13 protein-coding genes are annotated in these 16,922 nt (G+C 71.2%); 6 read left to right on the forward strand and 7 right to left on the reverse strand.

From position 1 onward, the window contains the following. Positions 1 to 7 precede the first annotated feature (7 nt). Complete coding sequence (locus ACGFR9_RS19585; protein WP_393209987.1) at positions 8 to 2,254, reverse strand: glycoside hydrolase domain-containing protein; 2,247 nt, start codon at positions 2,252 to 2,254, stop codon at positions 8 to 10. 310 nt (positions 2,255 to 2,564) lie between these two features. On the opposite strand from ACGFR9_RS19585, the gene ACGFR9_RS19590 reads away from it, so the two are divergent. Then, positions 2,565 to 2,822, forward strand: a complete 258-nt coding sequence (locus ACGFR9_RS19590) for a response regulator transcription factor (RefSeq protein ID WP_393209990.1) — start codon at positions 2,565 to 2,567, stop codon at positions 2,820 to 2,822. A gap of 158 nt (positions 2,823 to 2,980) precedes the next feature. On the opposite strand, the gene ACGFR9_RS19595 is transcribed toward ACGFR9_RS19590, so the two are convergent. The 4 genes from ACGFR9_RS19595 to ACGFR9_RS19610 are packed head-to-tail and all read right to left on the reverse strand — an operon-like array spanning position 2,981 to position 8,681. Next, entirely contained in the window at positions 2,981 to 4,141 is a 1,161-nt protein-coding gene (locus ACGFR9_RS19595; RefSeq protein WP_393209993.1) for an acyl-CoA dehydrogenase family protein, read from the reverse strand. Between the two features lie 6 nt (positions 4,142 to 4,147). Then, complete coding sequence (locus ACGFR9_RS19600; protein WP_393209996.1) at positions 4,148 to 5,095, reverse strand: hydroxymethylglutaryl-CoA lyase; 948 nt, start codon at positions 5,093 to 5,095, stop codon at positions 4,148 to 4,150. Further along, positions 5,092 to 7,050, reverse strand: coding sequence for a biotin carboxylase N-terminal domain-containing protein (locus tag ACGFR9_RS19605; RefSeq protein ID WP_393209999.1), 1,959 nt, complete (start codon positions 7,048 to 7,050; stop codon positions 5,092 to 5,094). The genes ACGFR9_RS19600 and ACGFR9_RS19605 overlap by 4 nt, the downstream gene beginning before the upstream one ends. A gap of 14 nt (positions 7,051 to 7,064) precedes the next feature. Beyond that, positions 7,065 to 8,681 (reverse strand): carboxyl transferase domain-containing protein, encoded by a 1,617-nt coding sequence (locus ACGFR9_RS19610; protein ID WP_393210002.1) that lies wholly within the window; start codon positions 8,679 to 8,681, stop codon positions 7,065 to 7,067. Between the two features lie 87 nt (positions 8,682 to 8,768). Here ACGFR9_RS19610 and ACGFR9_RS19615 point away from each other — a divergent pair, with 87 nt between their 5' ends. The 3 genes from ACGFR9_RS19615 (at position 8,769) to tesB (ending at position 11,612) form a co-directional block, all read left to right on the forward strand. Next, a complete protein-coding gene (locus tag ACGFR9_RS19615; RefSeq protein WP_393210005.1) occupies positions 8,769 to 9,368 on the forward strand; it encodes a TetR/AcrR family transcriptional regulator in 600 nt (199 codons plus the stop codon). A gap of 185 nt (positions 9,369 to 9,553) precedes the next feature. Then, positions 9,554 to 10,711 carry an acyl-CoA dehydrogenase family protein gene (locus ACGFR9_RS19620; RefSeq protein WP_393210008.1) on the forward strand — a complete coding sequence of 386 codons (1,158 nt, stop codon included), beginning with the start codon at positions 9,554 to 9,556 and terminating at the stop codon, positions 10,709 to 10,711. Between the two features lie 34 nt (positions 10,712 to 10,745). Continuing rightward, the gene (gene tesB / locus ACGFR9_RS19625) at positions 10,746 to 11,612 is read left to right on the forward strand and encodes an acyl-CoA thioesterase II (protein ID WP_393210011.1); all 867 of its coding nucleotides are present in this window, start codon (positions 10,746 to 10,748) and stop codon (positions 11,610 to 11,612) included. Between the two features lie 60 nt (positions 11,613 to 11,672). On the opposite strand, the gene ACGFR9_RS19630 is transcribed toward tesB, so the two are convergent. Both ACGFR9_RS19630 and ACGFR9_RS19635 read right to left on the reverse strand, forming a co-directional pair. Then, positions 11,673 to 12,461, reverse strand: a complete 789-nt coding sequence (locus tag ACGFR9_RS19630) for a phosphatase (protein WP_393210014.1) — start codon at positions 12,459 to 12,461, stop codon at positions 11,673 to 11,675. Between the two features lie 99 nt (positions 12,462 to 12,560). Further along, positions 12,561 to 14,150 (reverse strand): helix-turn-helix domain-containing protein, encoded by a 1,590-nt coding sequence (locus ACGFR9_RS19635; RefSeq protein ID WP_393210017.1) that lies wholly within the window; start codon positions 14,148 to 14,150, stop codon positions 12,561 to 12,563. A gap of 119 nt (positions 14,151 to 14,269) precedes the next feature. Here ACGFR9_RS19635 and speB point away from each other — a divergent pair, with 119 nt between their 5' ends. Then, positions 14,270 to 15,238 (forward strand): agmatinase, encoded by a 969-nt coding sequence (gene speB, locus ACGFR9_RS19640; RefSeq protein ID WP_393210020.1) that lies wholly within the window; start codon positions 14,270 to 14,272, stop codon positions 15,236 to 15,238. After that, on the forward strand, positions 15,235 to 16,920 hold the full coding sequence (locus ACGFR9_RS19645; protein ID WP_393210023.1) for a thiamine pyrophosphate-binding protein: 1,686 nt from the start codon (positions 15,235 to 15,237) through the stop codon (positions 16,918 to 16,920). The genes speB and ACGFR9_RS19645 overlap by 4 nt, the downstream gene beginning before the upstream one ends. Positions 16,921 to 16,922 lie beyond the last annotated feature (2 nt).

The following is a 16,922-nucleotide window of genomic DNA, read 5'->3' on the forward strand; positions in this document are numbered from 1 at the left end:
GATGCTCCTAGTACATCCGGGAGAGTCCGTCGTACTTCTCGAAGAGCTGGTAGAGCGCCATGCGCTTGGTGGCGTGCGCCTCGGCCTCGTCACCCCAGCCCTGATAGCGACGCAGGACCTCGAAGATCTCCTTCTGGGTGTAGTCCAGTCTCATGGACCGCAGCACGGTCTCGCCGCCGGGGCCGTTGTTGCCGCCGGGCTTGCCGCCCGCGTCCCACAGGTGGATGAGGGACACGGTCCGGACCGAGTAGGCGTTCTCCTGGTTGATCTTGTGCCACATCGTCCAGATGTCGGCGTCCTTGGCCGGGTCGAGGACGGTGCCGGTGGCCAGGCCCTTGCCGATGCAGTAGTTCCACGCCCGGATGCCGACGTCACCGCTGATCTGCGCGATACCGGTGGAGGAGTCCCGGACGGGTGATATGTCGTCACCACCGACGCCGGTGTGGTAGTAGGTCACGGCGGCGTCCACGCCCAGGTCGATCACGTCGTAGTGGCGCATCTCCCAGTAGGCCGACGTCTGGATCAGCGCCTTGCGCATGTTGTACGTGTGGGACAGGGACGTGATCAGATCGTCGTGCGCCATGATCGTCTCGAGGCACTCGGTGTGCGTGAAGATGCGGCTGGAGTCCGAGTCCGGGAATCCGATCGACTTCATGTACGTACTGATGTCGGCGTGCATCGCCTGGTAGTACGACGTGAAGTCGAACGCCACGTCGGGCTCGTCGTCCAGGCGTGAGGGGTTGAAGGAGCCCTCGCCGATGTCGCGGCCCGAGGCGATGTTGTGGTCGATGTTGATGGCGCCGTCGCCGGAGCCGACGGTCCGGGTGACGACCTGGTCGTAGGCCCAGTTCGCCGGCAGCGGATAGCCGTAGTTGCCGGAGAAGCCGCTGGACATGTCGGAGACGAAGCTCGCCGTGGCGTGGCCCGCCTCGGACACCCGGATGCACACGTTGCGCGGCCCGTAGACACCGATGCGGTAGGGGTTGCCGGACAGCGCCATGGCGTCCTCGACACCCTTGAAGTAGGGCAGGATGTCGTCGGTGACCTCGTAGTCGTAGGCGTCGAAGTCGACCGCGAAGAAGATACGGGCACCGTTCTTGAAGCCGTGGCGCTGGGCGGCGGAGACGGCGGCGAGGCCGTCCGCGTTCCCGGCGGGGTAGTTGAACCCCTCGGCGTCCCGGCCGTAGGTCTGCCAGATCGGGAAGCAGCGCAGCCCGTTGTCGGCGAGGGTCTGGAGCTCGCCGGCCTGGATCTCCTTCTCCAGCGGGGCACCGCCCGTGGGGTTGATCAGATAACGGCCGACGTACTTGATGCCCTCGGCCTTGAGTGTCGCCGCACGGGCCGGGGTGACCTTGGTGACGCCGTCGCAGGCCTCCCCCCGGCGGTTCTGGTCGCCGTACGACACCAGGAGCGACGCCCATGTGGAGTAGTCGCCCCGGCCGGTGACCGGGAGCTTCACGAACGCCTGGAACGCGGCGGTCTCGCTCGCGACCGTGCTGTCGAAGACGGAGGTGAACGGTGTCGCCGCACGCTGGTTGAGGATCAGCGCGCCGCTGTACAGCTGCGCCCAGGTGCCGGAGGAGCCCTCGGACAGCGTGTGGTCCGCCAGACCCGCCTTCGTACCCGGCCCGAAGTTGCCGTTGGCGACGCCGTCGGCCATGCCGAGCTCGTACTGGATGGCGTACAGCATGGACGAGGCCACGGTCCGGGAGTGGTGGCCGTCGCACGGCACGATGAAGAAGTCCTGGCGGCCGATGTACCGGCCGTTCAGCCACTGCTGGATCTGGCGGATCTTCGAACTGCCGCCGTTCACCGTGACATAGGGGTCCATGTTGAGGAGCCCCTTGACCACCTTGGGATAGAGGCTGCCGGAGTCCGGGAACGCCGCCGAGACGCCCATGTCGCTCATCATCGTGCTCACCGAGGCGGCCACCCGGGAGTTGTACTTTCCGTCGATCTCGCCGCCGTCGTACCCCTTGCAGTAAAGGGCGGACTGGATGATCCGGGCGAAATTCGCGGACGGTACGGTGCCGTCGTTCAGTACCGGGTATTTCGACTGCAGGGTATTCAGGGTGGTCGGGCCGAAACTGTTGGAAAGTGAGCTGATGCCCAATTCGAGCTGGAGGGCCCGGGTGAGCGCGTACATCACGGTCCAACTCGTCTGGCCGTTCTCCTCCAGGGGGGAGATGCCCAGCATGTTGGGATAGGTCGTGTTGATGAACCGCTGGGCACGGAGCACCATCTCGTCGGCCATGGACGACTCTCTTTCGCTGGGGAACGTCGCGGCAACTGCCGGTCAACAGGGACACGTTAGGGACGCCGACGTCCTGGTGACAGGCGCCCTTTCCCTGGTCAACCGGGCAAAGGGTGCGAACGCGGAGGCGTATTTACGCCTTTCCCGTCCCCGTGGGCGAGACGGGACGGGCGCGCCAATGACGCATTGGCTCCGAGAGTGCGGGAAGCGGCCCGCGCCGATATCCGTGGCCCTCCGGATGATCAAGGGCATAGGGTGCCGTGAGGGCTGCCCAAAAGGCGGCGCCGGTACCGTTTCATGGGAGTTTCGGGTGACCCGGGCAACGACGTTGAGTCAGACGGATCGTGACATCGTGCGGCTGCTGTACCAGGGGCTGGGGGACGCGGCGATCGGCCGTCGTCTGGGACTCGGCCACCGGACCGTCCAGCGGCGTGTCCAGCAGTTGATGAGACGCTGGGATGCTCCGGGACGGGTCGCGCTGGGAGCCAGGGCGCAGGAACTCGGACTCTTCGACGACCGGGGGAGCGAGGAACGGCACGGTGGTGCCGGGCCGTCGGTCGCGGCCTGAGACAGCGGGACGCGGGCCGGAGTCCGTCTCCGGCCCGCGTCCTGAAAGCGACGGGTTCGTCGCGTGCACGCCACGTCACGGCGGCGCCGGCGGTTCATATCGGCGCCGGCGGTTATGTCGGCGCCCCCCGGTTCACACCGGCGCCGGCCGTGAACGGCTCAGCCCGTCAGCCCCAGTTCCCTCGCGATCAGCATCCGCTGGACCTCGCTCGTGCCCTCGCCGATCTCCAGGATCTTGGAGTCGCGCCACATACGGGCCACCGGGTACTCGTTCATGAAGCCGTAGCCGCCGTGGATCTGTGTGGCGTCACGGGCGTTGTCCACGGCCACCGTGGACGAGTACAGCTTCGCCAGCGCCGCCTCCTTCTTGAACGGCTCCCCGGCAACCAGCCGGCTCGCCGCGTCCCGCCAGGCGAGCCGGGCCGTGTGCGCCTTCATCTCCATGTCGGCGATCTTGAACTGGATCGCCTGGTTCGCGCCGATCGGCTTGCCGAAGGCGTGCCGCTCCTTCGCGTACTTCACCGACTCGTCCACACAGCCCTGTGCGAGGCCCGTGCCCAGCGCCGCTATGGCGATCCGGCCCTCGTCCAGGATGCGCAGGAACTGCGCGTAGCCGCGCCCCTCCTCGCCCAGCAGATTGGCGGCCGGGACCCGCACGTCCTGGAAGGACAGCTCCCGCGTGTCCGACGCGTTCCAGCCGACCTTCGAGTACGGGGCCGCCACCGTGAACCCCGGTGTCCCGGACGGCACGATGATCGCCGAGATCAGCGGCCTGCCGTCGGGCCTCCGGCCCGTCACCGCCGTGACCGTGACCAGGCCGGTGATGTCCGTGCCCGAGTTGGTGATGAAGCACTTCGTGCCGTTGATGACCCACTCGTCCGTGGCCTCGTCCAGCCGGGCCGTCGTACGGGTCGCCCCCGCGTCACTGCCGCCGTCCGGCTCCGTCAGCCCGAACGCGCCCAGGATCTCGCCGGAGCACAGCCGGGGGAGCCACGCGCGCTTCTGCTCCTCGGTGCCGAAGAGATGGACCGGCATCGCGCCCAGCGACACCCCCGCCTCCAGGGTGATCGCCACCGAGGAGTCGACCCGCGCCAGCTCCTCCAGGGCCACGCCGAGGGCGAAGTAGTCGCCGCCCATACCGCCGTACTCCTCCGGGAACGGCAGCCCGAACAGTCCCATGCGGCCCATCTCCCGCACGATCTCGTACGGGAACTCGTGCCGCTCGTAGAAGTCGCCGATCTTCGGCGCCACCACATCGTGTGCGAACTCCTCGACCGTGCGGCGGAGTTCTTCCAGTTCGGGGGAGAGCTTGTGGTCCATGGTCGTTCACGACTCCTGGTGGGAGAGGGCTCGTACGGTGCGGGACGGGCTGGGTCGGCCCAGATGGGCGGCCATCCAGACGCTTGTGGCGACCAGACGGCCGAGATCGACTCCGGTGTCGATGCCGAGACCCCGCAGCATCCACACGAGGTCTTCGGTGGCGAGATTGCCGGTGGCGGACTTCGCGTACGGGCAGCCGCCCAGTCCGCCGGCGGAGGCGTCGACCGTGGTGACGCCGTGCTGGAGCGCGGCCAGCGTGTTGGACAGGGCCTGGCCGTAGGTGTCGTGGAAGTGCACGGCCAGCGCGGACACGGGCACATCCGCCTCGCCGAGTGCCGTGAGCAGCGCCGACACATGGCCCGGGGTCGCCACCCCGATCGTGTCGCCCAGGCTCAGTTCGTCACAGCCCATGTCCATCAGGGCCCGGCACACCTTCACCACCTGGGCGAGGGGGACCGCGCCCTCCCACGGATCGCCGAAGCACATCGAGAGATAGCCGCGGACATGGACGCCCTCCGTCTTCGCCCGGGTCACCACCGGCTCGAACATCGCCAGCGCCTCGTCGACCGTACGGTTGAGATTGGCCTTGGCGAAGGACTCCGTGGCACTGGCGAACACCGCCACCCGCCTCGCGCCCAGCGCCAGCGCGCGGTCCAGTCCGCGCTCGTTCGGCACCAGCACCGGCAGGGCGACCGGCAGGTCGGACACCGCCGGGTACAGCTCCTCGGCGTCCGCCAGCTGCGGCACCCACCTGGGGTGCACGAAGCTCGTCGCCTCGATGGTGCTCAGACCGGTGCCGGCCAGCCGGCGGACGAACTCCGCCTTGACGGCCGTCGGCACGGTCGCCTTCTCGTTCTGCAGTCCGTCGCGCGCGCCGACCTCGTGGATACGGACCCGCGCGGGCAGCCCCGAGGCCGGTACGGCCATGGGCAGGCCCAGTTCCGGGGCGTTCATGCCGTCTCCTCCTCCACCGGTGCGATGACCGCCAGCACCTGGTCCATCGCGACCGTCGTGCCCGGGGCCACGTCCAGTTCCGTGACCGTGCCGGCGTGCGGGGCGGAGACGACGTGCTCCATCTTCATCGCCTCCACCACCAGCAGGCTCTGGCCCGCGCTCACCTCGTCGCCGACGGCGACCTTCACCACTGTCACCGTGCCCGGCATCGGCGCGGTCAGCGAGTCGGCGCCCGCCTGGCCGGCGCGGGTGAGGGACGCGGCGACCGGGTCGTGATCGCGGACGTGCCAGGCGTCGCCGTCCCGGCCGATCCAGTCGGCTGCGCGGTGGAAGGTGTGGCGTACGCCGTCCAGGGTCACCGTCACGCGGTCGCCGGTGACGGTGTGGGTGCCGCGCGGGGTGTGCTCCACCGGGTCCGTGACGCGCAGGTGGAAGGCGGCCGGTTTCGGGGTACCGCCCAGACGCCAGCCGTCCGGCACCGAGAACGGATCCGTCCACCCGCCCGCGGCCGGCTTCAGCGCCTCCAGACGTACGGCCGCGGCGGCCTCGTACACCTCCTCGGGCACCTCGGTGGCAACGAGGTTCTCCACCTCGCGCTCCACCAGCCCCGTGTCCATGTCGCCCGACACCACCGCCGGATGCGCCAGCAGCCGCCGCAGGAACCCGGCGTTCGTCTGCACGCCCAGCGTCACCGTCTCCGCCAGCGCCGCCCGGAGCCTGCGCAGCGCCGTCGCGCGGTCGGGGCCGTACGCGATCACCTTCGACAGCATCGGGTCGTAGAGGCTGCCGACCTCCGTGCCCTCGCTCAGCCCCGAGTCGGTGCGCACACCGTCGCCCTGCGGTTCGCGCAGCCTCAGCACCGTGCCCCCGGAGGGGAGGAAGCCGCGGGAGGGGTCCTCGGCGCAGATACGGGCCTCCACCGCGTGCCCGGTGAGCGTGACGTCGTCCTGCCCGAAGCCCAGCGGCTCGCCGGCCGCCACCCGCAACTGCCACTCCACCAGGTCGAGCTTCCCCGCGGCGCCGGCCGCACCGATGGACACAGCCAGCTCGGTGACCGGGTGCTCCACCTGGAGGCGGGTGTTCATCTCCATGAAGTAGTACGACGACGGGTCGCCGCCCGGCACGATGAACTCCACCGTGCCCGCGCCCCGGTAGGCGCACGAGCGGGCCGCCTGGACCGCGGCCTCGCCCATCGCCGCCCGGGTCCTCTCGTCGAGGAGCACACTGGGCGCCTCCTCGATCACCTTCTGGTGCCGGCGCTGCAGCGAGCACTCGCGCTCGCCCAGATGGACGACGCCCCCGTGCCCGTCGGCCAGCACCTGGATCTCGATGTGCCGGGGACGGTCGATCCACCGCTCCACCAGCAGCGTGTCGTCACCGAAGGAGGCGCGGGCCTCCCGTCGGGCGGCGGCGATCTCGTCGGCCAGCGCCGGGACGTCCCGCACCAGCCGCATGCCCTTGCCGCCGCCGCCCGCCGACGGCTTCAGCAGCACCGGCATCCCGATCCCGCGGGCCGCTTCGGCGAGCTCCTCGTCCGTGAGACCGCTGCCGCTCGACCCCGGCACCACCGGCACCCCGGCCGCCCGCACCGTCTCCTTCGCCCGGATCTTGTCGCCCATCAGCGCGATCGCGTCCGCCGGCGGCCCGATGAACACCAGCCCCGCCTCCGCGCACGCCCGCGCGAACCCGGCGTTCTCCGCGAGGAACCCGTACCCCGGGTGAACGGCCTGCGCTCCGGTGCGGGCGGCGGCCTCCAGCAGCCGCTCCACCGACAGATAGCTCTCCGACGCCGCCGCCGGACCGATCCGTACCGCCGTGTCGGCCTCCCGTACATGACGGGCGTCGGCGTCCGCGTCGGAGTACACCGCCACCGAACGCACACCCATCGACCGCAGCGTACGGATGACACGGACCGCGATCTCGCCCCGGTTGGCCACAAGCACTGTCTCGAACATCGTTGTCCGTCCCCTCACATCCGGAAGACGCCGAACTGAGGGTCGCTCAGTGGCGCGTTGGCGCACGCGGTCAGGGCCAGGCCCAGGACCTGCCGGGTCTCCATCGGGTCGATCACGCCGTCGTCCCAGAGGCGGGCCGTCGCGTAGTAGGCGTTGCCCTGATGCTCGTACTGCGCGCGGATCGGCGCCTTGAAGGCGTCCTCGTCCCGCGCGGACCACTCCTCGCCGCGCCCCTCCAGCTGGTCCCGCTTCACGGTCGCGAGGACGGACGCGGCCTGCTCACCGCCCATCACCGAGATCTTGGCGTTCGGCCACATCCACAGGAAGCGCGGCGAGTACGCCCTGCCGCACATCGAGTAGTTCCCCGCGCCGTACGACCCGCCGACCACCACCGTCAGCTTCGGCACCCGCGTGCAGGCGACCGCCGTGACCATCTTGGCGCCGTGCTTGGCGATACCGCCCGCCTCGTAGTCCCGGCCCACCATGAAGCCCGAGATGTTCTGCAGGAACACCAGCGGGATGCCGCGCTGGTCGCACAGCTCGATGAAGTGCGCGCCCTTCTGCGCCGACTCCGAGAACAGGATGCCGTTGTTGGCGACGATCCCCACCGGATGCCCGTGGATCCGGGCGAAGCCGGTGACCAGGGTCTGCCCGAACTCCGACTTGAACTCCGCGAAACGGGAGCCGTCGACGACCCGCGCGATGATCTCGCGTACGTCGTAGGGGGTGCGGGAGTCGACCGGCACCGCCCCGTACAGCCCCGCCGGGTCCGCCTTCGGGCCGACGGCCGGCTCGACCGCCCAGGGGAGGGCGCCCCGCGCGGGGAGCGTGGAGACGATCGTCCGCACGATCCGCAGCGCGTGCGCGTCGTCCTCCGCGAGATGGTCGGTCACGCCCGACACCCGCGAGTGGACCTCGCCGCCGCCCAGCTCCTCCGCCGTCACCACCTCACCCGTCGCCGCCTTCACCAGCGGCGGGCCGCCCAGGAAGATCGTGCCCTGCCCCCGGACGATCACCGCCTCGTCGCTCATCGCCGGGACGTACGCCCCGCCCGCCGTGCACGAACCGAGCACCGCCGCGATCTGCGGGATGCCGGCGCCGGACATCCGGGCCTGGTTGTAGAAGATCCGCCCGAAGTGGTCCCGGTCCGGGAACACCTCGTCCTGCATCGGCAGGAAGGCACCCCCCGAGTCCACCAGGTAGAGGCACGGCAGCCGGTTGTCCAGGGCCACCTCCTGCGCGCGCAGGTGCTTCTTCACCGTCATCGGGTAGTACGTGCCGCCCTTGACGGTGGCGTCGTTGGCCACGACCACGCACTCGCGGCCGCTCACCCGCCCGATCCCGGCGATCACCCCCGCCGCCGGGGCCTGCCCCTCGTACATCCCGTCGGCCGCCAGCGGGGCCAGCTCCAGGAAGGGCGAGCCGGGGTCGAGGAGCGTGTCCACCCGGTCGCGCGGGAGCAGTTTCCCGCGCGCGGTGTGCCGTGCCCGCGCCCGCTCGCCACCGCCGAGCGCCGCCGCGGCCAGCTTGCCGCGCAGCTCCCCGACGAGGGCGCGGTGCGCCTCCTCGTTGGCCCGAAAGGCCTCCGACGCGGGGTCTGCCGCGCTGTGAAGCTCCGGTGCCTCATGCATCCTGCGGGTCCCCTCACCTTGTTAATGAGCGTTAACGCATTTCCTTCAGGTTAACGACCGCTAACCCCGCTGTCTAGAATCGTCTTCATGGCCACCAGAACCGACGCCCCCACCCGCCGTGAGCAGATCCTCAAGGAGGCCGCGCGGCTCTTCGCCGAACGCGGCTTCCACGGCGTCGGGGTCGACGAGATAGGCGCCGCGGTCGGTATCAGCGGCCCCGGGCTCTACCGGCACTTCGCGGGCAAGGACGCGATGCTCGCGGAACTGCTGGTCGGGATCAGCGGCTCGCTGCTGACCGGCGCGAAGCAGCGCCTGAAGGAGGCCGACGGGGTCGCGGCCCCCGAGGCGGTCCTCGACTCGCTGATCGAGGGGCACATCGACTTCGCGCTCGACGACCGCCCGCTCATCACCCTGCACGACCGTGAGCTGGACCGCCTCCGGGACAGTGACCGCAAGCTGGTCCGGCAGCTCCAGCGGCAGTACGTCGAGCTGTGGGTGGGGGTGGTGCGCGAGCTGTACCCGGAGCTCGCCGAACCGGCCGCCCGCTCGGCGGTCCACTCGGTGTTCGGCCTGCTCAACTCCACCCCGCACCTGACCCGCCCCGGCTCCCTGCCCGGCCGCGCGGGCACGGCGGAGCTGCTGCACCGGATGGCGCGCGGCGCCTTCGCGGCGGCGGGGTCGCGGTGACCCCGGGGGAGTGACGAGCGTTACGGGGCCTCCGCTCTGGACGCCTGTGGATACTCGCCGGTACCTTTGATCTGAGCAAGCGCTTAGACGCGTGGGACCGCAACCATCGATTGAGGAACCCCCACGGCGAGCAACCACGTACGCGAGAGCGGCGCCGGCTGAGGCGCGAGAAGGGGTGGCGGACAGTGCGCCGTACGGTTTTCAACGAGGATCACGAGGCGTTCCGGGAGACCATCCGCGCCTTCATCGAGGCCGAGGTCGTTCCCGTCTACGACGAGTGGTTCGCGGCGGGCCAGGCACCCCGCGACTTCTACTACAAGCTCGGTGAGCTGGGCATCTTCGGCATCAGCGTGCCGGAGGAGTTCGGCGGCGCGGGCATGGACACCCACAAGTTCGAGGCCGTCCTCTACGAGGAGACCGCCCGCGCGGGCGTCCAGTTCGGCGGCTCCGGGGTGCACGTGCTGCTCGCCCTGCCGTACCTCAAGATGCTCGCCACCGACGAGCAGAAGAAGCGCTTCCTGCCGAAGTTCGTCTCCGGCGAGGAGATGTGGGCCATCGCGATGACCGAGCCGGGCACCGGCTCCGACCTCGCGGGCATGAAGACCACCGCCAAGCTCAGCGCGGACGGCACCCACTACGTCCTCAACGGCGCCAAGACCTTCATCACGGGCGGCGTGCACGCCGACAAGGTGATCGTCTGCGCCCGCACCGACGCCCCGTCGGCCGAGGACCGCCGCCACGGCATCTCCCTGTTCGCCGTCGACACCAGGTCCGAGGGCTACTCCGTCGGCCGCAAGCTCGACAAGCTCGGCCTGAAGACCTCGGACACCGCCGAGCTGGCCTTCGTCGACGTCAAGGTCCCCGTCGAGGACCTCCTCGGCGAGGAGAACAAGGGCTTCTCCTACCTCGGCCACAACCTCGCCTCCGAGCGCTGGGGCATCGCCTTCGGCGCCTACGCGCAGGCCAAGGCCGCCGTCCGGTTCGCCAAGCAGTACGTGCAGGAGCGCACCGTCTTCGGCAAGCCCGTCGCCCACTTCCAGAACACCAAGTTCGAACTGGCCGCCTGCCAGGCCGAGGTCGACGCCGCCGAGGCCGTCGCCGACCGCGCCACCGAGGCCCTGGACGCCGGCGAGCTCACCCCCGCCGAGGCCGCCTCCGCCAAGCTGTTCTGCACCGAGGTCGCCCACCGCGTCATCGACCGCTGCCTCCAGCTGCACGGCGGCTACGGCTACATGAACGAGTACCCGATCGCCCGTCTGTACGCGGACAACCGGGTCAACCGCATCTACGGCGGCACCAGCGAGATCATGAAGTCGATCATCGCGAAGGACATGGGTCTGTAAGCCCCGCGAAACCCCTGCCGTATACAACTGACCCATGAGCCAGGCACTCCAGGAACTCCTCGATCTGCTCGACCTCGAGCAGATCGAGGAGAACATCTTCCGCGGCCGCTCGCGCAGCGCCGTCGTCCCCCGTGTCTTCGGCGGGCAGGTCGCGGCGCAGGCGCTGGTCGCCGCCGGGCGGACCGTCCCCGAGGACCGGCCCGCACACTCCCTGCACGCGTACTTCCTGCGCCCCGGCGACCCCGGCGCGCCCATCGTCTACACCGTCGACCGCATCCGCGACGGGCGCTCCTTCACCACCCGGCGGGTGGTCGCGGTCCAGCACGGCAAGCCGATCTTCCACCTCTCGGCGTCCTTCCAGACGTACGAGGAGGGTCTGGACCACCAGGACCCGATGCCGGCGTCCCCCGATCCGGACGCGCTCCCCACCTCCGAGGAACGCCTGCGCGGCTACGCCCACCTCGCGCCCGAGGTCGTGGACCGCTTCCTGGAGGCACGCGCCGCCGTCGACCTGCGCTATGTCGACGAGCCGCCGTACGGCCGCTTCGGCGAGCCCCGCGAACCCCACTCCCAGGTGTGGTTCCGCACCAACGGCAAGCTCGCCGACGACCCGCTGCTGCACGTCGTCCTCGCCACGTACGTCTCCGACATGACGCTCCTGGACTCCGTCCTCCTCGCCCACGGGCGCGGCGGCTGGGCCGTCGGAGACGTCGTCGGCGCGTCACTGGACCACGCGATGTGGTTCCACCGCCCGTTCCGCGCGGACGAGTGGCTCCTGTACGACCAGCAGTCCCCATCGGCCCACGGCGGCCGAGGCCTCGGCCAGGCCCGCATCCACACCCAGGACGGCCGCCTCGCGGTCTCGGTGATCCAGGAGGGCGTCGTCCGCGTTCCCCGGTGAGGCGGGCAACCCCGGGAAGGCCGTGCCCGCCGTACCGGGGCCGGGGCACGACCCGGTTGCCTAGAGCAGGCCCGCCTCCGTCAGGAGGTAGGCCGTCATCGGGTCGTAGTGGCGGGGGCTTGTGACGTGGTCGTCGAGGGGGACCGTGACCTGGACCGTGCCCTCGGACTCGGCGACGAACAGGGCCGGGTCGTTGCAGTCGGCGTAGCCGACGGAGTCGACGCCGTACTGTCCCGCCGCACCCGCCCAGCCGTGGTCCGCGACGACCAGGTCCGGCAGCGGGCGGCCCTCGCGCTCCAGCGTCGTCAGGATCGCCTTCATCGGCTCACCCGAGTGTGTGTGCCACAGGGTCGCGCCGTGCTCCAGCATCGACACGTCCGCGAACTGCATCACATAGCCCTCGTCCGTCGTCAGCCCGTCCGGGATGACGACGATCTCGCAGCCGGCGCCCCGCAGCGCGGCGGCCGTCGCCCGGTGCACATCCAGCAGCCCGCCCGGGTGACCGGTCGCGAACAGCACCCGCTGCTGCCCGTCCGCCGCCTTGCGCAGCCGCCCCGCCATGCGCTCGAGCCCGGCCACCGTCAGCTCCGGGTCGATGGTGTCCTGCCCATACCGGTACTGCGGGTCGTCGTTGACGCCGACCCGCTCCGCCATCACCGCCAGCACATCCTGCTCGTCCGTCCAGCGGTCGCCGAGCTCCAGGCCGAGCCAGAAATGGCGGTCGCCGTTCGCCAGCTTGCGGTAGTGGGAGAGGTTGTTCTCACGCGGCGTCGCCACATCCCCCGCGATGCGGGTGGCGACCAGGTGTTCGAGAAGTTCGGCGCGGCTGGGTGTCCCGGGTATCGGCATGCCCCCATTGTGGGGCAGCGGCCTGTGGGCGTCCCTGGCGTATCGCGCGCTGGGACGTGCGTCACGTACTCAGACGACTGCGTACGGCTACTCAGATCCTCAGGTGCGGCGCAGCGCGAACCACAGTTCCATGCGTACGTCCGGGTCGTCCAGGTCCGCCTCCAGCAGCGCCGCGCAGCGGGCGACCCGCTGCCGCACGGTGTTGCGGTGCACGGACAGGGCCACCGCCGTACGGTCCCAACTGCCGTGCAGGGACAGCCAGGTGCGGAGCGTGTCCATGAGCGCGGGGGCGGCCGCTATCGGGGCGAGCAGGGTCCGGGCGTGGGCGTCGGCGTCGTGCGGTTCGACGAGGTCGGCGAGGGCGGGGCGGTCGCCGTGCCGGAGCAGGGGGGTGCGGGTGGCGCGGGCCCGGGAGAGGGCGCGGGCGGCCTGGGTGTCGGCGGCGGGCCAGTCCTCGGGGGTGACGGTCGTGCTGACGCCGAGGGTCCAGCCGGGGAGCGGGTCCACGGGGCGGTCGGCCGGGATCAGGGCGCGGACGGTTCCGCCGGCGTCCTCCTGGTCGATGAGGGGGGTGCCGAGGGCGGTGGCGAGGGTGCCGGCGGCGGTCAGGGCGTCGTCCGGGGCGGGGTGGTCGTCCGGGCGGGCGTGGATCACCTGCCAGCGTTCTCCGCCGAGGAGGGGGGCGACGTTTTCGGGTGGGGTGCCGAGGAGGACTCGTACGAGGGCGGAGGCCGTGGCTTCGGCGGTGTCGTTCTGTTGCCGGGCGGTGAGGAGGGTGAGCAGGACCGCTGCGGCGGAGGCGATGGTGTGGTCGCCGGGGGTGCGGTGGGGTGCGGCTACACCGAGCACGTGGCCGTGGGGGCCGAGGGCGTAGGCGGTGAGGTGGGTGCCGTTGGCCGTGTCGGTGGCGGACGTGGGGGTGGGGCGGGGGGTGGTGCGCTGCTCGGCGCTGCGAGGTGCCGCTGCGCCCACCCTCCCCCACTCCCGGCCTCGCTCGAGCGGGGGGACCCCCCTCGCCCCGGAGGCACGACTGCCCGCGGCTGCGACGGCTGGGCGGACCACCTCGGTCAGGGTGTTCAGGGCTTCGCGTGTCATCGGGGGAGGGGGCGGGCCCGCTGTGACCGGTTCCTCCGTGTCCGGGGCGTACAGGGCGGCCCAGCCGCCGATGCGCTGGGCCAGTTGGTGGAGGAGCGGGTGGAGCGGGTCCGGGCGGGACGCCGCGGCGGCCAGGCTCTGCTGGGCCTCCGTGACGCGGCGCAGTTCGGCCAGCCGGGCCTGGGCCATCAGCTGCCAGACCGCCCGCGCCACCCCCGAGAACGTCGTCCCCGGCGGCACCTCCAGCAGCGGCAGTCCATGCATCTCGCACGCCTCCACCAGCGCCCCCGGCACCGCGTCGTGCACCGGGGCCAGGCCGAACCCGAGCGCCGCCCCGCCCGCCGCCACGATCCGGGAGACATACGCGTCGAAGTACCCCGCCCCCGCCCCCTCCGGGATGTGCGCCCCCGCCGACAGCAGCAGCTCCCCGCCCAGCAGATACGGATACGGGTCCGCCATCTCCGAGGCATGTGCCCAGTGCACCACCGTCGCGGGGTCGTCGGGCCCCGCGACGCGGCGCAGGCCCAGGTCCGCGCGGGCCAGCAGGGCCTCCAGGGACACGGGTGGCGTGGGCGGCTCCATGGGATCCGACATGCTTGGACACTTCCTCCATTCCGCGCGGCGGGAATGGAGGAAACGTACACTTCGCAGGTGCTTTCCGCCCCTCTATGGTCGGGAGGGACCGGCGAACAGCAGGAAAGAAGGCAGTGCCCATGACCAGCAACGAGACGCCCCGCGGCCCCGTCGACTCCTCCCGCGTCCCGCGCTACGCGGGCCCCGCGACCTTCGCCCGGCTGCCACGTCTCGACGAGGTCGGCCGCACCGACGTCGCCGTGGTGGGCGTGCCCTTCGACTCCGGCGTCTCCTACCGCCCCGGTGCCCGCTTCGGCGGCAACGCCATCCGCGAGGCGTCCCGGCTGCTGCGCCCCTACAACCCCGCGCAGGACGCCTCCCCCTTCGCCCTCGCCCAGGTCGCGGACGGCGGCGACATCGCGGTGAACCCCTTCAACATCAACGAGGCCGTGGAGACCATCGAGGCCGCCGCCGACGACCTCCTCGGCACCGGCGCCCGTCTGATGACCCTCGGCGGCGACCACACCATCGCCCTGCCGCTGCTCCGCTCCGTCGCCAGGAAGCACGGCCCGGTGGCGCTGCTCCACTTCGACGCCCACCTCGACACGTGGGACACCTACTTCGGCGCCGAGTACACCCACGGCACCCCGTTCCGCCGTGCGGTGGAGGAGGGCGTCCTGGACACCTCCGCCCTCTCCCACGTCGGCATCCGCGGCCCGCTGTACGGCAAGCAGGACATCACCGACGACGAGAAGATGGGCTTCGGCATCGTCACCTCCGCCGACGTCTACCGCCGGGGTGCCGACGAGGTCGCCGACCAGCTGCGCGGGCGCATCGGCGACCGCCCGCTGTACATCTCCATCGACATCGACTGCCTCGACCCCGCGCACGCGCCGGGCACCGGCACCCCCGAGGCCGGCGGCATGACCAGCCGCGAGCTCCTGGAGATCCTGCGCGGACTCGCCTCCTGCAACCTGGTCTCGGCGGACGTCGTCGAGGTGGCACCCGCGTACGATCACGCCGAGATCACGTCGGTGGCCGCGTCCCACACGGCGTACGAGCTGACCACGATCATGTCCCGCCAGATTGCCGAGGCCCGCGCGAAGTGACTCACGACCACGACCTGGTGCTCCGCCCGACCGCCGTCCAGACGGAGGCCGCGCTGAACCCTCCCCCCGGCCGCAACGGCGGAGACCTCGTCGTGGAGACCCTGGCCGGGCTCGGCGCCACCACCGTCTTCGGCCTGCCCGGCCAGCACGCCCTCGGCGTGTTCGACGCCCTGCGCCGCTCCGACCTGCGCTACATCGGCCTGCGCATGGAGAACAACGCCGGGTTCGCGGCCGACGCGTACGGCCGCATCACCGGCGAGGCGGCCCCCCTGCTGCTGTCGACCGGCCCGGGTGCCCTCACCTCCCTGGCCGCGCTCCAGGAGGCGGCGGCCGCCTCCGCCCCCGTGCTTGCGATCTGCGGTCAGGTCCCGACGGCCGGCCTCGGCGGCGGCCGCCACGGCCACCTGCACGAACTCCCCGACCAGTCGGCCGCGTTCCGGGGCGTCGTCAAGTCCGTCCACACGGTGCGTACGGCGTCCCAGATCCCGTCGGCGATCGCGGCGGCCTGGCAGTCGGCGCTGACCGTCCCGCACGGACCGGTGTGGGTGGAGATCCCGCAGGACGTCCTCCTCGCCGAGACGGTCCTGCCGGTGGTGACGGCGATGGACGCCACCCCGGACGAGCTGCCCCCACGCCCCGAACTGACCGCCCTCGCCGCCCACTTGCTGGCGACCGCCGAACGCCCGGCGATCATCGCGGGCGGCGGCGTGATCCGCTCCGACGCCTCCGGCAAGCTGAAGCGGCTCGCCGAGCGGATCCAGGCCCCGGTCGTCACCACCCCCGGCGGCAAGGGCGCCTTCCCCTGGACCCACCCGCTGTCGCTCCAGTCCTGGCTGGAGGACCGCCACACCACCGACTTCCTCGAGGACGCCGACGTCCTCCTGGTCATCGGCTCGGGCCTCGGCGAACTCTCCTCCAACTACCACACGTTCAGGCCCCGTGGCCGCGTCGTCCAGATCGAGGCCGACCTCGGCAAACTGGAGTCCAACCACCCCGGCGTCGGCATCCACGCCGACGCCCGCCTCGCCCTCCAGGCACTCCTCGAGACGGTGGAACAACGCGAGGACCCGACCGCGCCCGACCGCGTACGGGATCTGCTGAACCGCGTACGTGAACGCATCGCCGCGCAGGAACTCACCCTGGAACAGCAGGTGCTGACGGCCGTCCGCCGCGCCCTGCCCATCAACTCGCCGTCCTTCTGGGACATGACGATCCTGACCTACTGGGCCTGGTCCGCCTTCGACGCCATGGGCCCCAACCACCTGCACTCCGCCCAGGGCGCCGGCGGTCTCGGCTACGGCTTCCCGGCCGCCCTCGGCGCGGCCGCCGCCGACCCCACCCGTCCGGTCCTCGCCGTCTCCGGCGACGGCGGCGCCCTCTACTCCATCGCCGAACTGGCCACCGCCCGCCAGTACGACCTCGACGTCACCTGGCTGATCGTCGACGACGGCGGCTACGGCATCCTCCGCGAGTACATGACCGACGCCTTCGGCGAACCCACGGCCACGGAACTCACCCGCCCCGACTACGTCGCCCTGGCGGAGTCCTTCGGCGTCCCCGGCCTGCGGACCAGCCCGGAAACCCTGGAACAGGATCTCGCGAAGGCCCTGTCGGAGCCCGGCCCCTCGGTCGTGGTACTCCCCACCGTGCTACGGATGTTCGCGCCGACGCACCTGAACTGAGC

This window comes from Streptomyces sp. NPDC048584, assembly GCF_043199595.1.
Lineage (GTDB): Bacteria > Actinomycetota > Actinomycetes > Streptomycetales > Streptomycetaceae > Streptomyces > Streptomyces edwardsiae.